This is a genomic window from Streptomyces sp. NBC_00539, assembly GCF_036346105.1.
In the GTDB taxonomy this organism is placed as follows: Bacteria; Actinomycetota; Actinomycetes; order Streptomycetales; family Streptomycetaceae; genus Streptomyces.
This window is the reverse complement of sequence record NZ_CP107811.1, coordinates 739,714-760,754: the sequence shown is the minus strand read 5'-3', so window position 1 is coordinate 760,754 and position 21,041 is coordinate 739,714. Positions and strand designations below refer to the sequence as shown.

The window sequence follows — 21,041 nt, the reverse complement described above, 5'->3', positions numbered from 1 at the left end:
CGGATTCCCCGGCTCCGCGGTCAGGCCGCGTCGGACGGCCGGGCCGCCCGGGCGGCGGCCCGCGGCCCCGCGGCAGGGGCGGGTGCGGATGCGCCGTGGCCGATCGCCGCCAGGTTCCGGCCGCGGGTCTCCTTCGCGAACGCCACCGTGACGGTGGTGACCACGGCGGCGCCGCAGAGGTAGACGGAGACCGGGAGGGACGAGCCGTAGTCCTTGAGCAGCTCGACGGCGATGACCGGGGCCAGCGCCCCCGCCACGATCGAGGCGAGCTGGGAGCCCATGGAGGCGCCGGAGTAGCGGACGCCGGTGTCGAACATCTCCGAGATGAAGGCGGCTTGCGGCCCGTACATCGCCCCGTGCAGCAGCAGACCCGCAGTGACCGCCACCGTGGTCACCGTGAACGACCGCGAGTCGACCAGGGCGAAGAAGGCGAACGCCCAGACGGCCATGCCCACCGAGCCGATCAGTGTCACCGGCCGGCGGCCGATCCGGTCCGACAGCGCGCCCCAGGCGGGGATGGCGACGAAGTGGACGGCCGAACCGATCAGTACGGCGTTCAGCGCGCTGCTCTTGGGCAGGCCGAGGTGGGTGGTGACGTAGACGAGCAGGAACGAGGTGAGGACGTAGTACGAGATGTTCTCCCCGAACCGGGTACCGATGGCCGTCAGCACCTCGCGCCAGCTCCTGCGGAACACCTCGACCACGGGCGCCTTCTCCTTGCCCGCGCCCTCCTCCTGCCGGGCCCGGGCCTGAGCGGCGAGGAAGACCGGCGACTCCGCGACGGACATCCGGATCCACAGACCCGCCACCACCAGCACGCCCGACAACAGGAACGGGATGCGCCACCCCCACGCGAGGAAGGCCTCCTCCGACTGCACCGACGCCAGCAGCGCCAGCACCCCGGTGGCGAGCAGGTTGCCGCCGGGCGCGCCGGACTGCGGCCACGAGGCCCAGAACCCCCGGTGTTCGTCGCCGCCGTGCTCGGAGACGATCAGCACGGCGCCGCCCCACTCGCCGCCCAGCGCGAACCCCTGCACCAGCCGGAGCACCGTCAGCAGCACCGGTGCCCCGACGCCGATGCCCGCGTAGGTCGGCAGCAGCCCCATCGCGAAGGTGGCGCCGCCCATCAGCAGCAGGCTGAGCACGAGCAGCTTCTTGCGCCCGACCTTGTCCCCGAAGTGCCCGAAGACGACCCCGCCGAGGGGGCGGGCCAGGAAGCCGATGGCGTAGGTGATGAAGGCGATCAGCGTCCCGGTGAGGGGGTCGGCGGTCGGGAAGAACAGCTTGTTGAACACCAGGGCGGCGGCGCTGCCGTACAGGAAGAAGTCGTACCACTCGATGGTGGTCCCGATGAGGCTCGCGGCGACGATCCTGCGTAGGCCGGACGGGCTGGTTCTGCTCGCTGCGGGGGAGGCCATGTGCACCACTTCCAGGGTGTCTGCGGGGACGTCGGGTGTGGCCACAACGTAGAAGTCCCCAGGTCAGCGGCATATGTGGCAGACACTCACAATCGCGAGCCATTCTGTGTGCCGGATCACCACACGCCCACGGCCGGCTCATTTCCCCCCTCCGTGGAAATCCCTGCGCATAGCGGCAGATTTGCAGAATTCCGCCCGTTTGAGAGGGCCGGTGCCGACTCCCGTGCTGGTTCGGTGCCGACTACACAGCGTTGAACTCCGACGTCAGCCGTCGGCCGCCTCCTCGCCACGGATCCCGTCCGGGAAGGGGCCTTTTCGTCCTCTTGACGATATGCAAGCCAGCCGCTTATCGTCATGATGACGAAATCAAGGAGGTTCTCACCATGGCCGACATCACCCGTCGCTTCGGCTGGCGGCACCTGCGCTCCTCGCCCACCGCCCACATCCGCCACCACAAGCGCGGCCGCCTCGTTCACGACGGCCGGGGGCTCAGCTTCTGGTACCGGTCGCTGTCGGCGGCACTGTCCGAAGTGCCCGTCGACGACCGGGAGCTGGCCATGGCGTTCCACGCCCGTACGGCCGACTTCCAGGACGTCACCGTGCAGGCCACCGTCACCTACCGGATCAGCGACCCGGCCGCGGCGGCGGACCGGCTCGATTTCTCCGTGGATCCGGACAGCGGCAGCTGGCGCGGCGCGCCCCTGGAGCAGATCTCCACCCTCCTCACCGAGACCGCGCAGCAGCACACGCTGGACGTGCTGGCCCGGACCCCGCTGGCCGTGGCCCTGGTGGACGGCGTCGCCTCCGTACGGCAGAGCGTCGCCGCCGGTCTCGCCGCCGAGCCCCGGCTCCCGGACACCGGCATCGACGTGGTGGCCGTACGCGTCGTCGCGATCCGGCCCGAGGCCGAGGTGGAGCGCGCCCTGCGCACACCGGCCCGCGAGCAGATCCAGCAGGAGGCGGACCGGGCCACCTACGAACGGCGGGCCGTCGCCGTCGAGCGGGAGCGTGCGATCGCCGAGAACGAGCTGGCCAGTCAGATCGAACTGGCCCGGCGCGAGGAGCAGCTGATCGAGCAGCGGGGCGTCAACTCCCGTCGCGAGGCGCGGGAGAAGGCGGCGGCCGACAGCGTACGGACCGAGGCCGAGGCGGCGCGCAAGGTCCGTCTGGCCCAGGCGGACGCCGCAGCGGCGCGCGAGACCGGGTCGGCACGGGCCGAGGCCCAGGCTTCCTGGCTGCAGGTGCACGACGAGGCCGGCGCGGGCACGCTGTACGCCCTGGCGGCGACCCGGCTGGCGGAGAACCTGCCGCGCGTCGAGAGCATCACGCTCACTCCGGACGTCCTCACCGGCCTCCTCACCAGGCTCGGGCGCCCGGACACCGGGGCGGACGCGTGAGCCTGGCACCCCGGGCGGTGCTCGTGCACCGCAGGACCGAGTACGAGGAGCTGATCGATCGGCACGGGACGCACGGGCAGGCGGCGTTCTTCCTCTCCAGCCGGGGGCGCTCGATCGACGACGTGGTCGGCCGCCACCACCGGACCCGGCAGGCGCTGTGCGAGGTGGCGGCGGCGGTACCGCTCACCTGGCGCAGCTCCCAGGTGGAACGGGCGGACCTGGACCGCTTCCTGTTCGCGCCGCAGGACGTGGTGGTCGTGGTCGGACAGGACGGCCTGGTCGCCAACACCGCGAAGTACCTCGCCGGACAGCCTGTGATCGGCATCGACACTGACCCGGGACGCAACCCCGGAGTGCTGGTCCGTCACCGCTGCACCGACACGGCCGCCCTCCTGCGCGCCGCAGTCGGCGGGGGACCGACGGAAGACCTGACCATGGTCGAGGCGGTCGCCGACGACACCCAGCGCCTCCTCGCGCTGAACGAGATCTACCTGGGCTCGCCCGGCCACCAGACGGCCCGCTACCGCCTGGGCCCCGATGGCGAAGAAGGTCCGGGCGAGGCCCAGGCGTCCTCCGGCGTACTCGTCGGCACCGGCACCGGCGCCACCGGCTGGCTGCGCTCCCTGTGGCTGGAGCGCGGCAGGACGGCGCAGCTGCCCGCACCGTCGGACCGCCGGCTCCTGTGGTTCGTCCGCGAAGCCTGGCCGTCGCCCGCGACCGGAACCTCGAGGGTCGGCGGCCATCTGGACCAGCGCGAGGGGCTGCGGCTGACGGTGGAGTCGGACCGGATCGTGGTCTTCGGCGACGGCATGGAGGCGGATGCCCTGCAGCTGACCTGGGGTCAGAGCGTACGACTGGGCATCGCGGCGACGGCGCTGCGCCTGCTGACGTGAGCACCCCGCCGGCCGGCCTCGTGGCAGGGAGGTCCGCGAAGCAGCAAGTCCCCTCAACAACTACGGCGAAACGATGGGAACTTGCCTCACCGGTCAGTAACATCCGTCCGGCACGTGACACATCGTCAGAGACGACTGCGCTGGAAAGGGTCTCCTGCATGCGCCGGACCTCCCGCTTCGCCCCCGTCGCCCTCGGCGTGGCGGCCCTCCTGCTCGGCGTCCTGCCCGCGCAGGCCCAGGCCCACCCCGAGCGCGGCCCCGACCGCGTCACCGTCGGCGACCGCACCTTCACCACCGACGGCCAGGGCCGCGCGCTGCAGTGGCGCGGCTTCAACCTCGCCGACAAGAGCAGCCGGGGCGCCGACGCGTTCGCCGACATCCACGAGGGCGACCTCAAGGACATGGCCGCCCGGGGGTTCAACCTCGCGCGCCTGGCGTTCTTCTGGGACGACCTCGAACCGACGCCCGGGCACTACGACCGCGGCTACCTCGCCAAGATGCGCCGCATCCTCGACTGGGCCGACCACTACCACGTCAAGGTGGTCCTCGATGCCCACCAGGACGTGTACGGACCGCACTTCGGCTCCCGCGGCGTGCCCGCCTGGGCCACGCGCGACGAGGGCCTGCCGTTCCGGCCGATACCCGAGGACTGGTTCTCCGAGTACTTCGAGCCGTCCGTACAGGCCGCCTTCGACCACCTGTACAAGGACGCCGACCTCCGCACCGCACACGCCCGCATGTGGACGACGGTCGCCTCCGCCCTGGGCGGGCACCCCGCGCTGCTCGGCTACGACCTGATGAACGAGCCGTTCGCGCGGTTCCTCGAGGGCGAAGACCTCCCTGCCGCCGCGGCCCGCTTCGAGGCCGGCGAGCTCACCGAGATGTGGAACCGCCTCGCGCGGGCGATCCGTCTCGTCGACCGGAAGTCGTGGGTGTTCGTCGAACCCACCGTCATCGTCGGTCTCGGCGTCCCCACCCGGATGGGGACCATCGACGACCCGCACGCCGGGTACGCGCCGCACTTCTACGAGACCGCGATGGAGACCGGCGGTGACTACGACCCCGACGGCACCTTCATCGCGGCCTACGAGGCCGCGATCGGCGACTACCCGGCCCGTCACCGCATGCCGGTGATCGTCGGTGAGTGGGGCGGCAACCCGTACGTTCCGCACGCGAGCCGGTTCGTCACCGACATGACGGCCTCCCTGGACCGCTTCTCCAGCGGCTGGACGTGGTGGCAGTGGTGCCGGGGCGGCGGCTACTGCTTCCTCGACCAGACGGGCGCGGTGAAGCCCAACGCCCGGCTGCTCGTCCAGCCCTACGCGCGGGCCGTCGCGGGTGACCCGCTCGGCTTCGCGTACGACCCCGCCACACGCACCTACACCCTCACCTTCCGCACCCGCGACAACGCCGCCGGACCCACCGAGATCACCGTGCCGAAGGACACCTACCCGAACGGCTACCGCGTCACGGTCCAGGGCCGCAACGCCAAGTGGGACGGCCACGGCCAGACCGTCACCGTGAGCACCCACGGGAGGAGCGGAACCACGTACCGGGTCACGATCGGCCCGAGGTAGCCCACCGGCGCGGTCACGGCGGGCCCGGTTCCGTCGCGAGCTGGTCCAGCACCGCCGCCGCGACGCGGCGTTGACCGGCCCGGGTGAGGTGGACACCGTCCTCCTGAGGACTGCGCCGAACGTGTCGCGCGCGGCGGCGGTCCGGACAGCCTCGACCCGCGAGCGGGTCCGGTGCCGTAGAAACGGACAGCGTGCCGTCTCCAGGCCCACGGTCCTGAGGCGTCGGCAGACAGTGACCGCCTCCGCCCGTGCCGTGCGTCGTCGGTACGGCTCCGGTGCGGCCTCAGTTCAGGGAATCGCCCGTGAAAGCCCTCGTCGCCACCGGCTACCAATCGCTCGACCGCCTGACCATCGCCGAGCTGCCGAAGCCGGCCGCGGGACCGGACGAGGTCGTGGTCAAGGTCGAAGCGGCTGCACTCAATCCGCTCGATCTCATGCTGGTCACAGGGGCGGCGAAGGACCTCTTTCCGACCGAGCACCCGCTGATCGTCGGGATGGACGTCGCCGGAACCGTGGTGGAGGCCGGGGCCGGCGTCAGCGGGTACGCGCCCGGCGACCGGGTGCTCGGGTTCGTCGGACAGGCGGGTTCCGTGGCGGAGTACACCGTGGCCACGCCGGGTCCGCGGCTGGCCCATCGGCCGCAGAACCTGGACGCCGTCCGTGCGGCCGCCATTCCCGAGTCCGGCATGACCGCGGTGTGCCTGCTGCGGGCGGTGGGGCTGACCGAGGGTGAGAGCGTGCTGGTGATCGGGGCCACCGGCGGAATCGGTCTGTACGCCGTACAGCTCGCGCACGCCCTCGGAGCCCGCGTGATCGCCACGGCCACCGCCCAGGACGCGGACTACGTCCGCGAGCTCGGTGCCGCGGACACCGTCGACTACCGGCAGTCCGACGTGGTCGAAGAGACGCTGAAGCTGGTGCCGGACGGAGTCGACGTGGTCGTCGACCTGGTCAACCGCGGTGAGGGGCTGGCCGCCTGTGCACGGGCGGCCAGGTCCGGTGGCAGACTGGTGTCCCCGCTGTTCGGCCCGGACGACCTGGGCCGCGGCGTGACCCCGGTCTACATCGGCTCGTTCGTCCCGGAACCGGGCGATCTGGAGGATCTCGCGAGCCGGGCCGCGGACGGCAGTCTGCGCGTCGAGATCGGTGCCCGCTACGCGTTCGGCGACGCGGTGCAGGCGGTGGCCGACTTCGCCGACGAGCACATCCGGGGCAAGGTCGTCATCACCGTCCCCTGAGGTCGGGAGCTGCCGTACGGTCACCCTCGGGACCTCGGCCGGCCGAGCCTCCTGCCGGACGGCCGATCAGCCCAGGGACGATACTTGCCCCGAACCCGAACCCGAACCCGAACCCGAACCCGAACCCGAACCCGAACCCGAACCCGAACCCGCACCCGCATCGCACCCGCACCGTCGCCGGCAGCGACGGGAGGCTGGTTCGGCCGACCACGAAGGAGCTCTTCATGACCACGGCGCAAGACCTGTTCATCGTCGCCCTGGAGGCTCCGCCCGAGCGCCCTGTGGGACAGGGTGACCTGTCCCTGTCCCTGGCCGGTGCCGAACTGATCGATCTCATCGCGGCGGAGGCCGTCACTCTCGACGACGACGACCTCATCCTGCCCGGCCTGCAGCCGGCGCTGGACGATCAGCTGCTCGGGGCGGCAGCGTCGGCGCTCGTGCGACAGGAGCCGTACGAGCGCGTCGACGATTGGCTGTGGCGCAGGGGCCGCGACCTGTCCGCCGCCTACCAGGAGGCGTTCGAAGAGGACGGCCTGCTGTCTCCGGCTCGGCGCGGACGCCTGTCGCTCGGGGCCGAGCACCTGGAACTCGTCGACTCACCGGCCCGGCAGCGGGCGCGGAGGCGCTGGGAGGAGGACGAACCCGTCCTCCGCGCCCTCGCCGTGGCCGTCGGCATCCGCCGCGGACCCTCCGAGGACGCTCCCGGCCCGGACGGCGACGCGGTGACCACCGTGCTGGCCGCCGTCAACGGTGCCGTGATGGAACTGGAGGCGGTGCGCCAGCGGCGGTCCATCGAGAACGCGGCCTTCTCCAACGTCTGGCGGGCCCCCTGAGTTCTGCCCCCGCGAGTGCGGTGCCGGACAACGCCGATACAGGATAGGAAAGGGGAGGACAGCCGCACCAACGCGGCGACCCTCCCCTTTCGTGCTGTGCCGGGGTGGGTCAGGACGACATGATGAAGCGCAGGGCGAGGCCGGAGGCCGGGATCCAGTAGGTGACGCGGGCACCGTCGTCGAACGACACCTGGCCGGGCAGGCTGACGTTCACCGGCTCGCTCGGCTTGCTGCCGGGGTTGGGGCCCCGGAGGCCAAGGGGAATGGTGTTCGTGTCGTACGTGTCCATGTGGCCGCCGCTGGCCAGGAGGGCCGCGTACGCCTTCTCACCCGGGGCGAGGGTGGCGGGCGCGTCCTTGCTGTCCTCGATCACGGCGATCGGGGCCCTGGCGTAGGGGAACTTGAGGTACGGGTATGCGTAGAGGTTGCACTTCTTGTTCCCGGTGTTGGTGACGGTGAGGAGGAGGTGCCTGACGGGCTTGCCCTTCTCGTCCTCGTTCGTGGCGGAGAACGCGAGATCGGTCACCGCACACGCGACGATCGCGGCAGGCGCAGAGGGCTTACTGGTTTCGCCGCCGGCGCTGCCCGAACCACCGCCGGGCTTCGCCTGACTCTCGCCGGGCTTCGCCTGAGCCTCGCCCGGCTTCGCCGAAGCGGTTTCCCCCGTCTTCGGCGCGTTCCCCGCGCTCGGCTGTTCCGAGCTCTTGGAGTCGCCCGATACGTCGGCCCCGCTCGGCTCGCACGCCGTGGACGCGAGCAGCAGCGCGCCGAGGACGGCCGCGGCCGCCGCCTTCCTGATTGCCTTGTTTCCCCTGGTCAACAGAGCCCCCTGTGTGGTGTTCTTCGCTGTACACGACCTGTACGCACGCCAGGAGTCAGCGGGTTGCATGAGGATCGGAAGAGTTTTGGGACCGGGGGGTGGTATGACGGAGGACGAGTTCGACGCGTTCTACGCGTCGGCGTTCCCACGGATCGTCGGCCAGGTGTACTCCTTCACCGGTGACCACGGCCAAGCCCAGGACGTTGTTCAGGAAGCCTTCGTACGTGCCTGGGACCGGCGGAGTGACTTCCTTGCCACCGCGGCCCCCGAAGCCTGGATCCGCACCGTCGCGATGCGACTCGCGGTCAGCCACTGGCGGCGGGCGCGGCGGTGGCTGGAGCTGGTACGCCGCACCCCGCTACCCGATCACGTCCCTGGACCCGGTCCCGAGCACGTCGCCCTCGTCGCGGCGCTGCGGCAGCTCCCAGAGCCCCAGCGTCTGGCGATAGTGCTGCACCACCTGTGTGACCTCAGTGTGGAGCAGGTAGCCTCCGAGACCGGCGCACCGACAGGTACGGTCAAGGCCCGCCTGTCACGCGGCCGGGCAGCCCTCGCCACGTTGCTGCCGACGAGTGAGGTCGGTGTGGTGGGCGCAAGTGGCGAGGAACAGGAGGAAGACCGTGGCCGATGACTTGTCCTCCGCACTGCGCGAGCTGGCCGACAGCGCCGCCAGCCCCGCGCCCATGACGGGTGCGGAGGTCCGACGCCGGGCCGCTTCCCGGCGACGCCGTCGGTACTCCGCCCTCGCGGGAGGCACCGTTGCAGCGGTCGCGACCCTCGCCTTCGGCCTGACCACGGCCCTGGGCGGCCCGGAGCCCCACCGGCACCCCGCACTACCACCCGCCGCCTCCCTCACCGCGCCCACGGCCGATGCGGCCTCCCCCGCTGCGCCTGCCGCAAGCGTGCCCCCGTCCAACGAGCCCTCCCCGACAGCGCCTACCCTCGCCGGCCCAACACCCCCCGCTCCCACCGCCGGTGGGGCGTCCGCCACTGCGCCTGCCGCGATCGTCGCGTGTGCGGTGACCGATCTCGCGTTGTCCGCCACGAACGAGGACGAGAAGGGCAAGCCCGTCAGGCACCTCCTCCTCACCGTCACCAACACCGGGAACAAGAAGTGCAACCTCTACGCATACCCGTACCTCAAGTTCCCCTACGCCAGGGCCCCGATCGCCGTGATCGAGGACAGCAAGGAGGCGCCCGCCACCCTCGCTCCGGGTGAGAAGGCGTACGCGGCCCTCCTGGCCAGCGGCGGCCACATGGACACGTACGACACGAACACCATTCCCCTTGGCCTCCGGGGCCCCAACCCCGGCAGCAAGCCGAGCGAGCCGGTGAACGTCAGCCTGCCCGGCCAGGTGTCGTTCGACGACGGTGCCCGCGTCACCTACTGGATCCCGGCCTCCGGCCTCGCCCTGCGCTTCATCATGTCGTCCTGACCCACCCCGACCAGAATGCCCGCCGGCAGGCGCCCACCTTGTCCCCCCGCCGGAGCCTGCTTCGAACGTGGTCAGATGGTCGAGCGGGATGATGTGATTGCCGCATGACCGGCTCTCACGAATTCGACGAACCCCCCGAGCACCGGCGCCATGCCCGATACCTGCGCGCCTTGGAGAGCGTCGCGGAGGTGGAGGAGGCCGACCTGCTGGCCACCATCCTTCGCGACGACGACGCAGCCATGGCCGAGAGCGCCGTGAACCGTCACCTCGAACGCCGGGCGGCCCAGCAGCTGACCAGCCCCCGGTTTCCCGCCTGGGCCTCGATGATGGCCACGGTCATCGGCGATCGCGCCTTCCTCGCCCGTCGCCTGCACGAGTGGACTCTGCTGAGGTCCCTCGCGCTGGACGAGCCGTGGACCGACGAGGAACTGCTGACCGCTTCGGATTGGTTCCAGCGCACGGCCGCCGCCGCCCAGCTCGTCACCTCGCCTGCCGCCCTCAGCCTGCTGGCCGAGCACGGACGCACCCGCCGCGTCCGCAACGCGGCGAGCCGCCGAACCCAACGACCGAGCCAACGCCCAGGCTGATGTGATGCACAGGCCTTGACGATTCCTCGGGCGAGAAGTCAGCCGGGCTCCCTGCTGGGCACGCTCGCGTCCGGGGCGGCGAGCGGGGTGAGCGTGACCAGCCCCTCGGCGGCCTCGAAGACCCGCTGGACGCGACAGTCCCACGCCGAGCCCCACCGCTCGACCACGACCGGGGGCGGAGGCGCCGCGCCGCCCATGAGTTGCACGAGGCGCAGACTGCTCACGTCGGCACCGACCGTGGGTTGTACCTCCAGCCAGTGCTGCGCGTCGGCGGGTGCCAGCGACGTGAAGGTGACGCCCTCCTGTGCGATGAGTGCGAGGCATGCAGCGGGCCCGGGGTTCTCGGCCAGGACGACCGTGCCGCCGACGGAGAGGGTGCCGACGATGCCGGGGCAGCCGAAGGCGACGTCGGACCCGGCAGGAAGCGCGGCGAGGTACACGTCGTTCTCGGTGAGCGACACCAGCTCCGCGGCCGCCCGTACCTGGCCGGCGTAGTGGCTGTGGGTGCGCGGAACGGGCCCGGGCGTCCCGGCGGAGCCGCCGGAGAGCAGCAGGAACGCCACGTGGCCGGCACTCTGCGCGAGCGCCGGCCCGGGCGGGGAGTCAAGTGAGGCCAGCGGGAAGTAGTGGCATCCCGCCGGGTCGGTCGAGAAGCCGCCGTACGGGGACGCCTCGCCCGGTGCCTCGAAGGTGAACACCCTCCGCAGGAAGGGGGTTCGGGCCGCTATGTCCGCGGCCATCGCCGTGTGGTCGAAGCCCTGGTACGTCGAGGGGCCGACGTAGCCGACGGCCTCGGTGACCCGCACGAGGTGGCGGACCTCGGACGCGGGGTACGGGAGCGGGCAGAGCACGGGGACCGCGCCGGCGCGCATCAGGGCGAACACGGTGACGACGAACTCGGGAACGTTCGGCAGCTGGACGAGGACCCGTTGCCCGGGTCGCAGGCCGCGCAGCCGGAAGCCGGCGGCCACGCGGTCGACCCGCCGGTTCAGATTCGCGTAGGTGGTGCGGGTGTCGCCGTGCACGAGCGCTGTCCGCGGTCCGTACTGCAGGGACCAGGTGCGCAGTCGGTCGTCCAGCGTGTCCCCATGCCGGCGCCCGGCCGACGCGCGGTGGTCGGCGAACCCCTCGGGCCGGGGCGGCCGGCCGGCGGGCATCGATGCCATTCGTTTCCTTCCGGAGCCGGATCCCACCGGCACCGGGGCCGGTGGGGGTTCCGATCGGACCAAGGGCGCGGAAGGCAATCCAATGGTTCAACCCGCCGTCACGCAATGTGCTTTCCTGACCATGGACGCGCTGTCCCGTCGGCGGAAGGTCCAACCGGAGCCGCTGACCAGCAGGCGGCTGTCCGGGTTCGTCCGGCTCGGCGTCTCGTGCGCGCCGTCGGCCCGGCGCTGACGAATTGCCCGTGGACCGGGCGGCCCGATCGGCTGGGTAGTCTTTGCCGCCGTCGACGGTGATCGGTTCCGGTTGTGGCGTCATCGCCCTTCCCCGTACGTGCGCCGCCTCGTCCGCCGGCCGGCCAGGCGGACGGGGCGCGAGGGCCGTGGGTCTGGTAGGGGTGGGGAGCACGGCCCGGCCGTCGGACGTTGGACCGTTGGATGAGGGGAGCGGTCTCGTTGCACACACCGCACCACCCGAGCGATGAGGAGGAACCGATGAGCGCGGCCGACGAGGGACGGCAGTGGCTGGACGAGGTCAGCGTCGAGAACGCGAGGACGACGCTGCTGCAGCTCCTCGCCCGGGCCGGGGTCCCTTCGGACGACGCGAGCGAACTGATCGGGCTGGTCGAGGCGGGTGCGCTGGCTCTCGCCCACGAGGAGCTGCGGGGCCAAGGACGCAGCGCGCCCGGGGACAAGGGCCAGGAGTACGCGACGGGCTGGCTCGACGGTGCCGGACACCTCCTGGAAGAGCTCGGCGCCGTGGCCGAGCGGACCCTGCTGCAGGTGGTGGGGGCGGACGAAGAGCCGGGCACGGCCGGGGAGCACCCGAGGGCCGGCCGGATGGAGGTGGAGCGGGCGCGGGTGGCGCTGACACCTCTGCACCTGTCGTACACCGTGGTCTCGGAGCTGGATCCGGAGGTGACCGAAGAGGTGCTCGCCGCCGTCCTGGCCACGATGAGCCCCCGGCAGCGGGCCGGGTACCCGGGACGGCTGACGGAGTTCGCCACGGTCCACCGGGACCGGTTGGAGCGGCTGTTCGCGGCATTCGGTCCGGGCAGCGCCATCGCGGTGCACGGCCGCTATTCGCTCCTGCACTCGTCCACGAGCATCGCCGTGCTGGAGCGGCTCCTCGCCGCACCGCAGGCGCTGCGCGAGGAATGGGACGCGGCGGAGCTGCCGCCCGCGTGGCTGGACGGACTGACGACCGCCTGGAACACCGCGGCCTGACCCGCGGGCCGGCCGGGGGGTCGCTTCGAAGCGGTCCACGGCCCCGACTGCTGCCCGCCGCCCCGACTGCTGCCCGCGGCCCCGACTGCTGCCCGCGGCCCCGACTGCTGCCCGCGGCCCCGACTGCTGCCCGCCGCCGGGGCGGCGGGCACCCCGTTCAGCGCGCGGAGGTGGCGGTGGAGGCCGTGGTCAGGGTGCGGATGGCGGTGTGCTGGGAATAGGCGAGCAGACCGACCGTGGTCGCCGCCATGACCACGGCGAAGAGTATGTGGCCGAGGCTGGATGTGATGGTCATGCCCAGCGCGTTCATGGCGAAGTGGCTGCCGATCCGCAGGACGACCAGGGCGATGGCGACCTTGCGGGTCTCCTTGCTGCGCCACAGGGCCTTGGCGAGCTTGAGGCGCGGGCGCATCACCGTCAGCGACACGGTGATGTTCACGGCCAGCAGCACCAGCAGTACCGGCCACGCCGACGGGAAGGCCTGGAGGATGTCGAAGGCGGCCGCGAGGACGCCCTCGAAGCCGAAGAACCACACCGGCAGCCGGTAGTCGGCAGGTGTCAGGACGCCGGTGTCGACAGCTTCGGCCGGCGCCGGCTTCTTCTTCAGGATGTTCATGTTCTCCCCCGTGGTCAACGTGTTGATCACATCCTGTACCGGACCGGGCTCCAAGGGCAGAGGCCGCCGGTCACCCGTGTGAAGTGACAGCTGTCATGTCGTCTGCGGGGACGGGGCCGACGGGGCGTGTCCCGTGAACCGGGTACCTGGGAAACGGGACTTATCGCGGCGCCGGGCCGTCCCTACGGTGGAGGGGCAAGCAAGCGGAGTCAGCGCCGCGCGTCCGAAGCGGCGTGGCGGCCGAGGGAGTTGTCTTGGCCACTCAGGATCCGACCGACCGGCCCACCGAGCCCCCGGTCAGCGCGTTCCGCGCATCACGCGCCCAGCAGCGGATGTATTTCCTCCACGAGATGGAGGAGGGCAGGCCGACCTACCACATGCCGGTGTTCTACGCCCTCGAAGGAGAGGTGGACACCGACGTCCTGCGCCGGTGCGCCCAGCAGCTGCTGGACCGGCACGAAGCCCTGCGCACCCGCTTCGAGCTGCGCGACGGGCAACTGCTCCAGTGCATCGACGCCTCGGCGCGGCTGGACTGGTCGACGGACACGGCCCGTACGCCCGAGGAGGTCGAGCGGTGGATCTCCGCCGAGCACCACCGGCCCTTCGACCTGCGCACCGGCCCCCTCTTCCGGGCCGCCGCGCTGCGCACCCGGCAGGACGCCGGACGCGACGGCACCGGCGTCGTACTCGCCCTGGGCATGCACCACATCGTCGGCGACGGCTGGTCGACCGCCATCCTGATCAGGGAACTCCTCACCGACTACGCGGCCCTCACCACCGCGGGCGGGGACCCCCAGCCGGAACCCGCCTTCCAGTACGCCGACTTCTCCGAATGGCAGGAGGAATGGCTGTGCACCACGGCCGCGCGCGAGCAGCTCGAAGGCTGGGCCCGGCGGCTGGACGGCGAACTCCCCGTCGCGCCGCTGCCCCGTGACAGGCGGCCCGCGGCGGGCGACGACCCGGCGCGCGGAGCCGCCGCGACGCATGAGTTCGAGGTTCCCGCCCCCGTCCTCGCCCGGATGGCGACGCTCTGCCGCGACACCGCGAGCACCCCGTACATGGCCATGCTCGCCGCCTTCCAGGTGGTCCTGAGCCGCTACACCGGCACCGAGGACGTCCTGGTCGGGACCCCGGTGGCCAACCGCAACCGCGAGGAGTTCCAGGACACCGTCGGGCTGTTCGTCAACACCCTCGTCCTGCGCGCGGACCTGTGCGACGACCCCGGGTTCCGCGAGCACCTGGAGCGCGTACGGGACACCGTGCTGGACGCGCAGGACCACCAGGACCTCCCCTTCGAGCGGATCGTCGAACACCTCAACCCCGAGCGCACCACCGACGGCCCGCCCCTGTTCGACGTCATGTTCGGCTTCCACGACGAGGGCGGGATGACCGAGGGCCTGCCCGGACCGCGCGCCCGGCTCCTCGAAGGGCCCCCCGGCACGGCCAAGTTCGACCTGACATTCGACGTCGTACGGACCGGCGCCGCACTGCGCTGCCGGCTGGAGTACCGCGCCGACCTGTACGAGGCCGCCACCATCGAGCGCTTCGCCCGCCACTACACCCGGGTACTGGACGCGGCCACGGCCCGGCCCGGCGAACCCGTCAGCCGGCTCCCCATGCTCTCCGCCCGCGAACAGGAGGGCCTCACCTCCCCCCAGCCCGCCCGCACCGGCACGGACCACCCCGGCTGCGCGCACGAACGCTTCGCCGAACACGCCGCCCGCACCCCGGACGCCGTGGCCCTCGTCCACGGCACCACCCGCCTCACGTACGGCGAACTCGACCGCCGCGCCAACCAGGTCGCGCACCGGCTGCGCCGGCAGGGCGTCGGCCCCGACACCCTGGTCGGGCTCTGCGTCTGCCGCTCCGCCGACCTCGTGACCGGCCTGCTCGGCATCCTCAAGGCGGGCGGCGCCTACCTGCCGCTCGACCCCGACAACCCGCCCGAGCGGCTGCGTTACATCATCGGCGACGCCGGGCTGCGCCACGTCGTCGGCGCCGCCGACACCCGGCCGCTGTGGGACGCGCCCTCCCTGCACACCGTCGACGCGCCCTCCCTGCACACCGTCGACCTGGTGGCCGACGCCGCCGCGCTCGCCGCCGAACCGGAGACCGCCCCCGCCGTCACGCTCACCCCCGACCACCTCGCGTACGCCATCTACACCTCCGGCTCGACCGGCCGGCCCAAGGGCACCCTCGTACCCCACCGCAACATCACCCGGCTGTTCTCCGCGACCGACCACTGGTTCGGCTTCGGCCCCGACGACGTCTGGACGCTGTTCCACTCCATCGCCTTCGACTTCTCCGTCTGGGAGCTGTGGGGCGCCCTCCTGCACGGCGGCCGGCTCGTCGTCGTGCCGTACGACACCAGCCGCTCGCCCGAGGAGTTCCACCGGCTGCTGCGCGACGAGCGGGTCACCGTCCTCAACCAGACCCCCTCGGCCTTCTACCAGCTGGCCCGCGCCGACGAGGAGTACGAGGACCGGCGGACCGCCGGTGACCGGGGGCTCGCACTGCGCCACGTGGTGTTCGGCGGCGAGGCACTGGACGTCAGCGCGCTCGCCGGCTGGTTCGGGCGTCACGGGGACAGCGCCCCGCGCCTGGTCAACATGTACGGGATCACCGAGACGACGGTGCACGTCACCTACCGGCCGCTCACCGCCCGGGATGCGGCCGAGGGCAAGGGCAGCGTCATCGGCGTACCCATCCCCGACCTGCGGCTGCACCTCCTGGACCGCCGGGGCCGCGCGGTTCCGCGCGGCGCGGTGGGGGAGCTGTTCGTCGCGGGAGCCGGTCTGGCGCGGGGCTACCTGCACCGCCCGGCGCTCACCGCCGAACGCTTCCCGGCCGACGCGACCGCGACCGGCGCCGGCCCGGGCGCGCGTCTGTACCGCACCGGCGACCTCGCCCGGGTGCTGCCCGACGGCGACCTCGAATACCTCGGCCGGATCGACGACCAGGTCAAACTGCGCGGCTTCCGCATAGAGCTCGGCGAGGTCGAGGCGGCCCTGGCCGCCCACCCGCTCGTCGACGCCGCGGTCGCGCTCGTGACCCGGGACGCCCGCGGCACCGACACCCTCGTCGGCTACCTGGCCGTACCGGACGCCGCGGACGGCACCACCGGCGCGGGCGCGCCCACCGTGGAGGCCCTGCGGGCCCACCTCGCCGACCGCCTGCCCGGGTACATGATCCCCGGCGCGTTCGTCACCCTGCCCGCCTTCCCCCTCACCGCCAACGGCAAGGTGGACCGCCGCAAGCTGCCCGCACCCGGCACCGGGGGCCTCGCACCGGCCCGGTCGTACCAGCCGCCGCGCGGCCCCGTCGAAACGGCGCTCGCCGAGATCCTCGGGCAGGTGCTGGGCCACGAGCGGGTCGGCGCCGAGGACAACTACTTCTCGCTCGGCGGCGACTCCATCCGCTCCCTCCAGGTGCTGGCCCGCGCACGCGAGCGGGGCCTGCGCTTCGCGGTGGTCGACCTGATGCGCCACCAGACGGTACGGGCCCTCGCGCCCACGGTGGTCCCGCAGGACCCGGACGCGGCCGCGCACCCGGCGGGGCAGGCCCCGTACGAGCCGTTCTCGCTGCTCTCCGAGCGCGACCGGGCGGCGCTCCCGGAGGGGCTGGAGGACGCCTACCCGATGACCCGGCTCCAGGCCGGGATGCTCTTCCACAGCGATCTGCCGGCCGCCGAGGGGCGGATGTACCACAACGTCGCGGCCTACCACGTCAAGGCGCCCTACTCGGAGGGCGCCTGGCGACGCGCGGTGGCCACGGTCGCCGCCCGCCACGAGATGCTCCGTACGTCGTTCGACCTGGACGGCTTCGGCGAGCCCCTGCAGCTCGTCCACCTCGGGGCACGGCCCGAGATCACCTTCGAGGACCTCGGCGGCCTGGACCCGCAGGCCCGGGAGTCGGCGATCGCGGCCCGCTACGCGACCGAACGCGCCCGCCCCTTCGCCTGGGACAGCGCCCCGCTGATGCGCTTCCACGTCCAGCGGCTCTCGGACGACGACTTCCAGCTCTTCATCGCGGAGCACCACGCCGTCATGGACGGCTGGAGCGAACGGTCGCTGTTCACCGAACTCGCCTCCTGCTACGCGCAGCTGTGCGCGGCGGAGGCGGACCAGAAGACCGACGGGACGGACGGGACCGATGGGGCCGACGGGGCCGACAGGGCCGATGGCTCCGCCGGACTCCGGTCGCGCTTCGCCTCCTTCGTCGCGCTGGAGCGCGCAGCCCTGGCCGACCCGGCGCAGCGGGCCTTCTGGACCGCGCAGACGGCCGGCGCCACCGTCGCCCGCCTGCCCCGCCACGGGGCCCCCGGCGGCCCCGCCCGGATGGACTGGTGCCTGCGGCCGCTGCCGGCCGGGCTCCAGGAGCGGCTGAGCGCCGTGGCGGCCGGACTGGGCGTACCGCTGCGCACCGTCCTGCTCGCCACGCACGTGCGCGTCATGGCGCTGCTGGGCGGCACCGACGACGTCACCACCGGCGTCGTGCACAACGGCCGCCCCGAGGAGGCCGACGCCGACAAGGTGGTCGGGGCCTTCCTGAACACCCTGCCGCTGCGGCTCGACCTCGACGCGGCCGGGGGGACCTGGCGGGGACTCGTCCGGCACGTCGCGGAGCTGGAGGTGGCCGTGCACGAGCACCGGCGGTTCCCGTTCGCCGAGATCCTGCGCACGACCGGCGGCACCCCGCTCTTCGAAACCTTCTTCAACTTCACGCACTTCCACATCGAGCGCGACGGGCCCGGCGCGGCGGCGTTCGCCGTCCTGGACGAGACCGGTGAGGCCAGTACGGACTTCGCCTTCGGGGCCGAGTTCTCCCGCACCCCCGACGGCGAGCTCCTGGAACTCGGCCTGCGCTTCGATGCGGCGCAGTTCTCCGCGGAGCAGATCGCCGACGTCCACGGCTACTACACGGCCGCCCTCCAGGACCTGGCGGACGCCCCGGACGGCGACGCCCGCGCGGGAACCCTGCTGTCCGCGGCCGAACGGGACCGTTACGCGCGGTGGAACGCCACCGGCCGCACCTACGACCGCCCGCACGTCCTGACCCGGCTGATCGAGGCGCAGACCCGCGCGACCCCCGACGCGCCGGCCGTCCGCTTCGAGGGCGCGGAGCTGAGCTACCGCGCCCTGGACGAGGCAGCCGAGCGGCTCGCCGCCCGGCTGCGGGCTGCGGGGGCGGGGCCCGGCTCCTTCGTCGGGCTGCTGCTCGACCGTTCCCTGAGCCTGCCGGTCGCCCTGCTGGCGGTGTTGAAATCCGGGGCGGCGTACGTACCGCTGGACCCGGAGCACCCGCGGGCGCGGGTCCTGTCGCTGGTCGCCGAGGCGCGGATCGGCCCCGTGGTCGCCGACGACCGCTGGGAGGCCGCGCTGCGCGCCGCCGGAGCCACGGTGGTCCGGCCGGACGGCCCGGGCGGCCCGGGCGACGCGGACGGCGGCACGGACGGCACGGGCAGCACCGACGGCGTGCACGGCACCCACGGGGTTGCCGGTGCCGACGGGGGAGCCGGCACCGTCGGCGCGGCCGGCGCCGTACGGCACGCCGCGCCCGGGGACCCGGCGTACATGATCTTCACCTCGGGCTCCACCGGCAAGCCCAAGGGCGTCGTGGTCTCGCACCGGGCGATCGCCAACCGGCTGTTGTGGATGCAGGAGGAGTACGGCCTGGAGCCGGGGGAGCGGGTGGTGCACAAGACTCCGTACACCTTCGACGTGTCGGTGTGGGAGCTGTTCTGGCCGTTGCTGACCGGTGCCACGATCGTCCTGGCCCGCCCCGGGGGCCACCGCGAACCGGCCTACCTCGCCGAGCTCGTGCGCTCCGAGTCCGTCACCACCGCGCACTTCGTGCCCTCGATGCTGAGCGTGTTCCTCGACGACCCGCAGGCCGTGGCGGGAGCCGCCGGGCTCACCCGGGTGGTGTGCAGCGGGGAAGCCCTGCCGCTCGATGTGCAGAACCGATTCTTCCGACTGCTTCCCGGAGTGGAGCTGTACAACCTGTACGGTCCGACCGAGGCGGCCGTGGACGTCACCCACTGGCATTGCCGTCCCGACGGCGGTGACACGGTCCCCATCGGCCGGCCGATCGCGAACATGCGCACCCACATCCTGGACTCCCGCCTCGCCGAGGTGCCCCTGGGGGTGACCGGCGAGCTCTTCCTGGAGGGAGTCGGCCTGGCCGAGGGCTACCACGGCCGGCCCGACCTCACGGCGGAACGCTTCATCGAGCACACCGCGCCCGACGGGACGGTCCGCCGCCTCTACCGCACCGGCGACTTGGCCCGCCACCGGGCGGACGGCGCGATCGAGTACGCGGGCCGCACCGACCACCAGGTGAAGATCCGCGGTCTGAGGGTGGAGCCGGGCGAGATCGAAACCGTCCTGGCCGAACACCCGGCGGTGCACGCATGCGCCGTCCTGCCGCGGGGCGACCGGCTCGTGGCCTACGTCGTCGCCCCGGACGCCGCCGACACGGAGCAACTGGCCCGGCACACCGCCGAGCGGCTGCCCCCGTACATGGTCCCCGGCGCCTGGGTCCGGCTCGATGCGCTGCCGCTGACCGCCAACGGCAAGCTCGACCGGGCCGCCCTTCCCGACCCGGACCCGGCCGACGCCCGCGGAGGGAGGCTGCCGGTGCCGCCCCGCGACGAGATCGAATCCCGCCTCGTCGGCATCTGGGAGGAGCTGCTGGCCGTCGGCCCGGTCGGCATCCACGACGACTTCTTCTCGGCCGGCGGGCACTCCATCCTCGCCCTGCGCCTCATCGGGCGGATCAACCGGGAGTTCGGCGAACGCCTCGGCGTGCAGGCCGTCATGGAGCACCCGACGGTGGCCCGGCAGGCCGGCCTGCTGCGGGGCCGTCACCGGGGCGCGGCCACCGACCCGGTGGTGCGCATCCAGCCGGACGGGGACCGCGACCCGCTCTTCCTCGTCCACCCGATCGGCGGGCACGTCTTCTGCTACCGCGCGCTCGCCGGCGCTCTGGGCCGGGAACGGCCCGTCTACGGGATGACGGCGCCGGGACTCGCGCCCGCGGCCCCCGCGGCCCCCGTGGCCGAGGAAGCCGCCGAGGAAGCCGCCGAAGAAGCCACCGAGGAAGCCGCCTCCGTCGAGGAGCTCGCCGCAGCCCACGTCGCGGCCCTGCGCCGGATCCGCCCCGCCGGGCCCTACCACCTGGCCGGCTGGTCCTTCGGCGGACTGCTCGCCTACGAGATGGCCGCCCAACTGCACGCGGCGGGCGAGGAGGTGGCCACGCTCACCCTGCTGGACACCGCCTACCCCGAGCCCGACCGGGCGCCCTATGACGAACACGCCTTCCTGGAGTGGTTCCACGAGGACCTGGCCCGCTCCGCCGGAACCGACCCGGAGGAAGGCGACCGGGCGGCCCTGCGCGCCGCACTGAGCGCGCAGGAGACCGCCGCCGGCCGGATCGCGGCGCTCGCCGAGCACGTGGCGCGGGCGGGCACCGCGCCCGGCGTGGACGCGGCCGACCTGGCCCGCCACTACGCGGTGTTCCGTACCGGCCAGATCGCCGCCGCCCGCTACCGGCCTCCCGTCAGCCACTTCCCCGTCCACTTCCACCAGAGCGCCACCGGCGCCGCCGCGCGCGCCGCCGACCGGTGGGCCGCCCGGGTTCCCGACGGCTTCACCCGGTACGAGGTCCCGACCGACCACTACGGGCTGGTGCGGCTCCCGCACGCCGCCGGCGTCGCGGCAGCCGTCCGCGACGCGCTCGACGCCGCCGACGCCGGCTGACCCGCCACCCCCGAACGCCGCCCGCGGTGCACCCGCGGGCGGCCCTCCCTCCCTGCCACCACCGCACCGGACCAGA

Annotated in this window: 14 protein-coding genes; 10 read left to right on the top strand and 4 right to left on the bottom strand. The window is 72.8% G+C overall.

Features of this window, described 5'->3' with window-relative positions; genetic code table 11:
• Positions 1 to 20 precede the first annotated feature (20 nt).
• A complete protein-coding gene (locus OG861_RS03465; protein WP_330261954.1) occupies positions 21 to 1,418 on the bottom strand; it encodes an MFS transporter in 1,398 nt (465 codons plus the stop codon).
• Between the two features lie 383 nt (positions 1,419 to 1,801).
• On the opposite strand from OG861_RS03465, the gene OG861_RS03460 reads away from it, so the two are divergent.
• The 5 genes from OG861_RS03460 to OG861_RS03440 all read left to right on the top strand — a co-directional run bounded on the left by OG861_RS03460 (position 1,802) and on the right by OG861_RS03440 (position 7,356).
• Positions 1,802 to 2,815 (top strand): SPFH domain-containing protein, encoded by a 1,014-nt coding sequence (locus OG861_RS03460; protein ID WP_330261204.1) that lies wholly within the window; start codon positions 1,802 to 1,804, stop codon positions 2,813 to 2,815.
• Positions 2,812 to 3,708: a hypothetical protein gene (locus tag OG861_RS03455; RefSeq protein ID WP_329200644.1), complete on the top strand. Its 897-nt coding sequence runs from the start codon at positions 2,812 to 2,814 to the stop codon at positions 3,706 to 3,708. Before OG861_RS03460 ends, OG861_RS03455 begins: the two co-directional genes overlap by 4 nt.
• Positions 3,709 to 3,866: 158 nt before the next feature.
• Positions 3,867 to 5,285 (top strand): cellulase family glycosylhydrolase, encoded by a 1,419-nt coding sequence (locus OG861_RS03450; RefSeq protein ID WP_330261203.1) that lies wholly within the window; start codon positions 3,867 to 3,869, stop codon positions 5,283 to 5,285.
• A gap of 302 nt (positions 5,286 to 5,587) precedes the next feature.
• Complete coding sequence (locus OG861_RS03445) at positions 5,588 to 6,523, top strand: NADP-dependent oxidoreductase (RefSeq protein WP_329200648.1); 936 nt, start codon at positions 5,588 to 5,590, stop codon at positions 6,521 to 6,523.
• 224 nt (positions 6,524 to 6,747) lie between these two features.
• Entirely contained in the window at positions 6,748 to 7,356 is a 609-nt protein-coding gene (locus OG861_RS03440) for a GOLPH3/VPS74 family protein (RefSeq protein ID WP_329200650.1), read from the top strand.
• Positions 7,357 to 7,465: 109 nt separating this feature from the next.
• Here the strand turns inward: OG861_RS03440 and OG861_RS03435 are convergent, their stop codons facing one another.
• Entirely contained in the window at positions 7,466 to 8,176 is a 711-nt protein-coding gene (locus OG861_RS03435; protein ID WP_330261202.1) for a DUF4232 domain-containing protein, read from the bottom strand.
• Positions 8,177 to 8,279: 103 nt separating this feature from the next.
• On the opposite strand from OG861_RS03435, the gene OG861_RS03430 reads away from it, so the two are divergent.
• The 3 genes from OG861_RS03430 (at position 8,280) to OG861_RS03420 (ending at position 10,199) form a co-directional block, all read left to right on the top strand.
• Positions 8,280 to 8,807, top strand: a complete 528-nt coding sequence (locus tag OG861_RS03430; protein WP_330261201.1) for a SigE family RNA polymerase sigma factor — start codon at positions 8,280 to 8,282, stop codon at positions 8,805 to 8,807.
• Entirely contained in the window at positions 8,797 to 9,612 is an 816-nt protein-coding gene (locus tag OG861_RS03425) for a DUF4232 domain-containing protein (RefSeq protein ID WP_330261200.1), read from the top strand. The genes OG861_RS03430 and OG861_RS03425 overlap by 11 nt, the downstream gene beginning before the upstream one ends.
• A 104-nt stretch (positions 9,613 to 9,716) precedes the next feature.
• Positions 9,717 to 10,199 carry a hypothetical protein gene (locus tag OG861_RS03420; RefSeq protein WP_329200652.1) on the top strand — a complete coding sequence of 161 codons (483 nt, stop codon included), beginning with the start codon at positions 9,717 to 9,719 and terminating at the stop codon, positions 10,197 to 10,199.
• A 38-nt stretch (positions 10,200 to 10,237) separates the two neighbouring features.
• Here OG861_RS03420 and OG861_RS03415 read toward each other — a convergent pair whose 3' ends face one another.
• Positions 10,238 to 11,365: an AMP-binding protein gene (locus tag OG861_RS03415; protein ID WP_330261199.1), complete on the bottom strand. Its 1,128-nt coding sequence runs from the start codon at positions 11,363 to 11,365 to the stop codon at positions 10,238 to 10,240.
• Between the two features lie 492 nt (positions 11,366 to 11,857).
• Here OG861_RS03415 and OG861_RS03410 point away from each other — a divergent pair, with 492 nt between their 5' ends.
• Entirely contained in the window at positions 11,858 to 12,589 is a 732-nt protein-coding gene (locus OG861_RS03410) for a hypothetical protein (protein ID WP_330261198.1), read from the top strand.
• Positions 12,590 to 12,746: 157 nt separating this feature from the next.
• On the opposite strand, the gene OG861_RS03405 is transcribed toward OG861_RS03410, so the two are convergent.
• Complete coding sequence (locus tag OG861_RS03405; protein ID WP_329200658.1) at positions 12,747 to 13,205, bottom strand: hypothetical protein; 459 nt, start codon at positions 13,203 to 13,205, stop codon at positions 12,747 to 12,749.
• Between the two features lie 254 nt (positions 13,206 to 13,459).
• On the opposite strand from OG861_RS03405, the gene OG861_RS03400 reads away from it, so the two are divergent.
• Complete coding sequence (locus OG861_RS03400; RefSeq protein WP_330261197.1) at positions 13,460 to 20,965, top strand: amino acid adenylation domain-containing protein; 7,506 nt, start codon at positions 13,460 to 13,462, stop codon at positions 20,963 to 20,965.
• The last annotated feature ends 76 nt before the right edge of the window (positions 20,966 to 21,041 follow it).

Excerpts from the sequence above, each read along its gene's own strand:
- OG861_RS03465 (WP_330261954.1), bottom strand. The coding sequence starts at position 1,418 with ATGGCCTCCCCCGCAGCGAGCAGAACCAGCCCGTCCGGCCTACGCAGG.
- OG861_RS03460 (WP_330261204.1), top strand. The coding sequence starts at position 1,802 with ATGGCCGACATCACCCGTCGCTTCGGCTGGCGGCACCTGCGCTCCTCG.
- OG861_RS03450 (WP_330261203.1), top strand. The coding sequence starts at position 3,867 with ATGCGCCGGACCTCCCGCTTCGCCCCCGTCGCCCTCGGCGTGGCGGCC.
- OG861_RS03440 (WP_329200650.1), top strand. The coding sequence starts at position 6,748 with ATGACCACGGCGCAAGACCTGTTCATCGTCGCCCTGGAGGCTCCGCCC.
- OG861_RS03430 (WP_330261201.1), top strand. The coding sequence starts at position 8,280 with ATGACGGAGGACGAGTTCGACGCGTTCTACGCGTCGGCGTTCCCACGG.
- OG861_RS03420 (WP_329200652.1), top strand. The coding sequence starts at position 9,717 with ATGACCGGCTCTCACGAATTCGACGAACCCCCCGAGCACCGGCGCCAT.
- OG861_RS03415 (WP_330261199.1), bottom strand. The coding sequence starts at position 11,365 with ATGGCATCGATGCCCGCCGGCCGGCCGCCCCGGCCCGAGGGGTTCGCC.
- OG861_RS03410 (WP_330261198.1), top strand. The coding sequence starts at position 11,858 with ATGAGCGCGGCCGACGAGGGACGGCAGTGGCTGGACGAGGTCAGCGTC.
- OG861_RS03405 (WP_329200658.1), bottom strand. The coding sequence starts at position 13,205 with ATGAACATCCTGAAGAAGAAGCCGGCGCCGGCCGAAGCTGTCGACACC.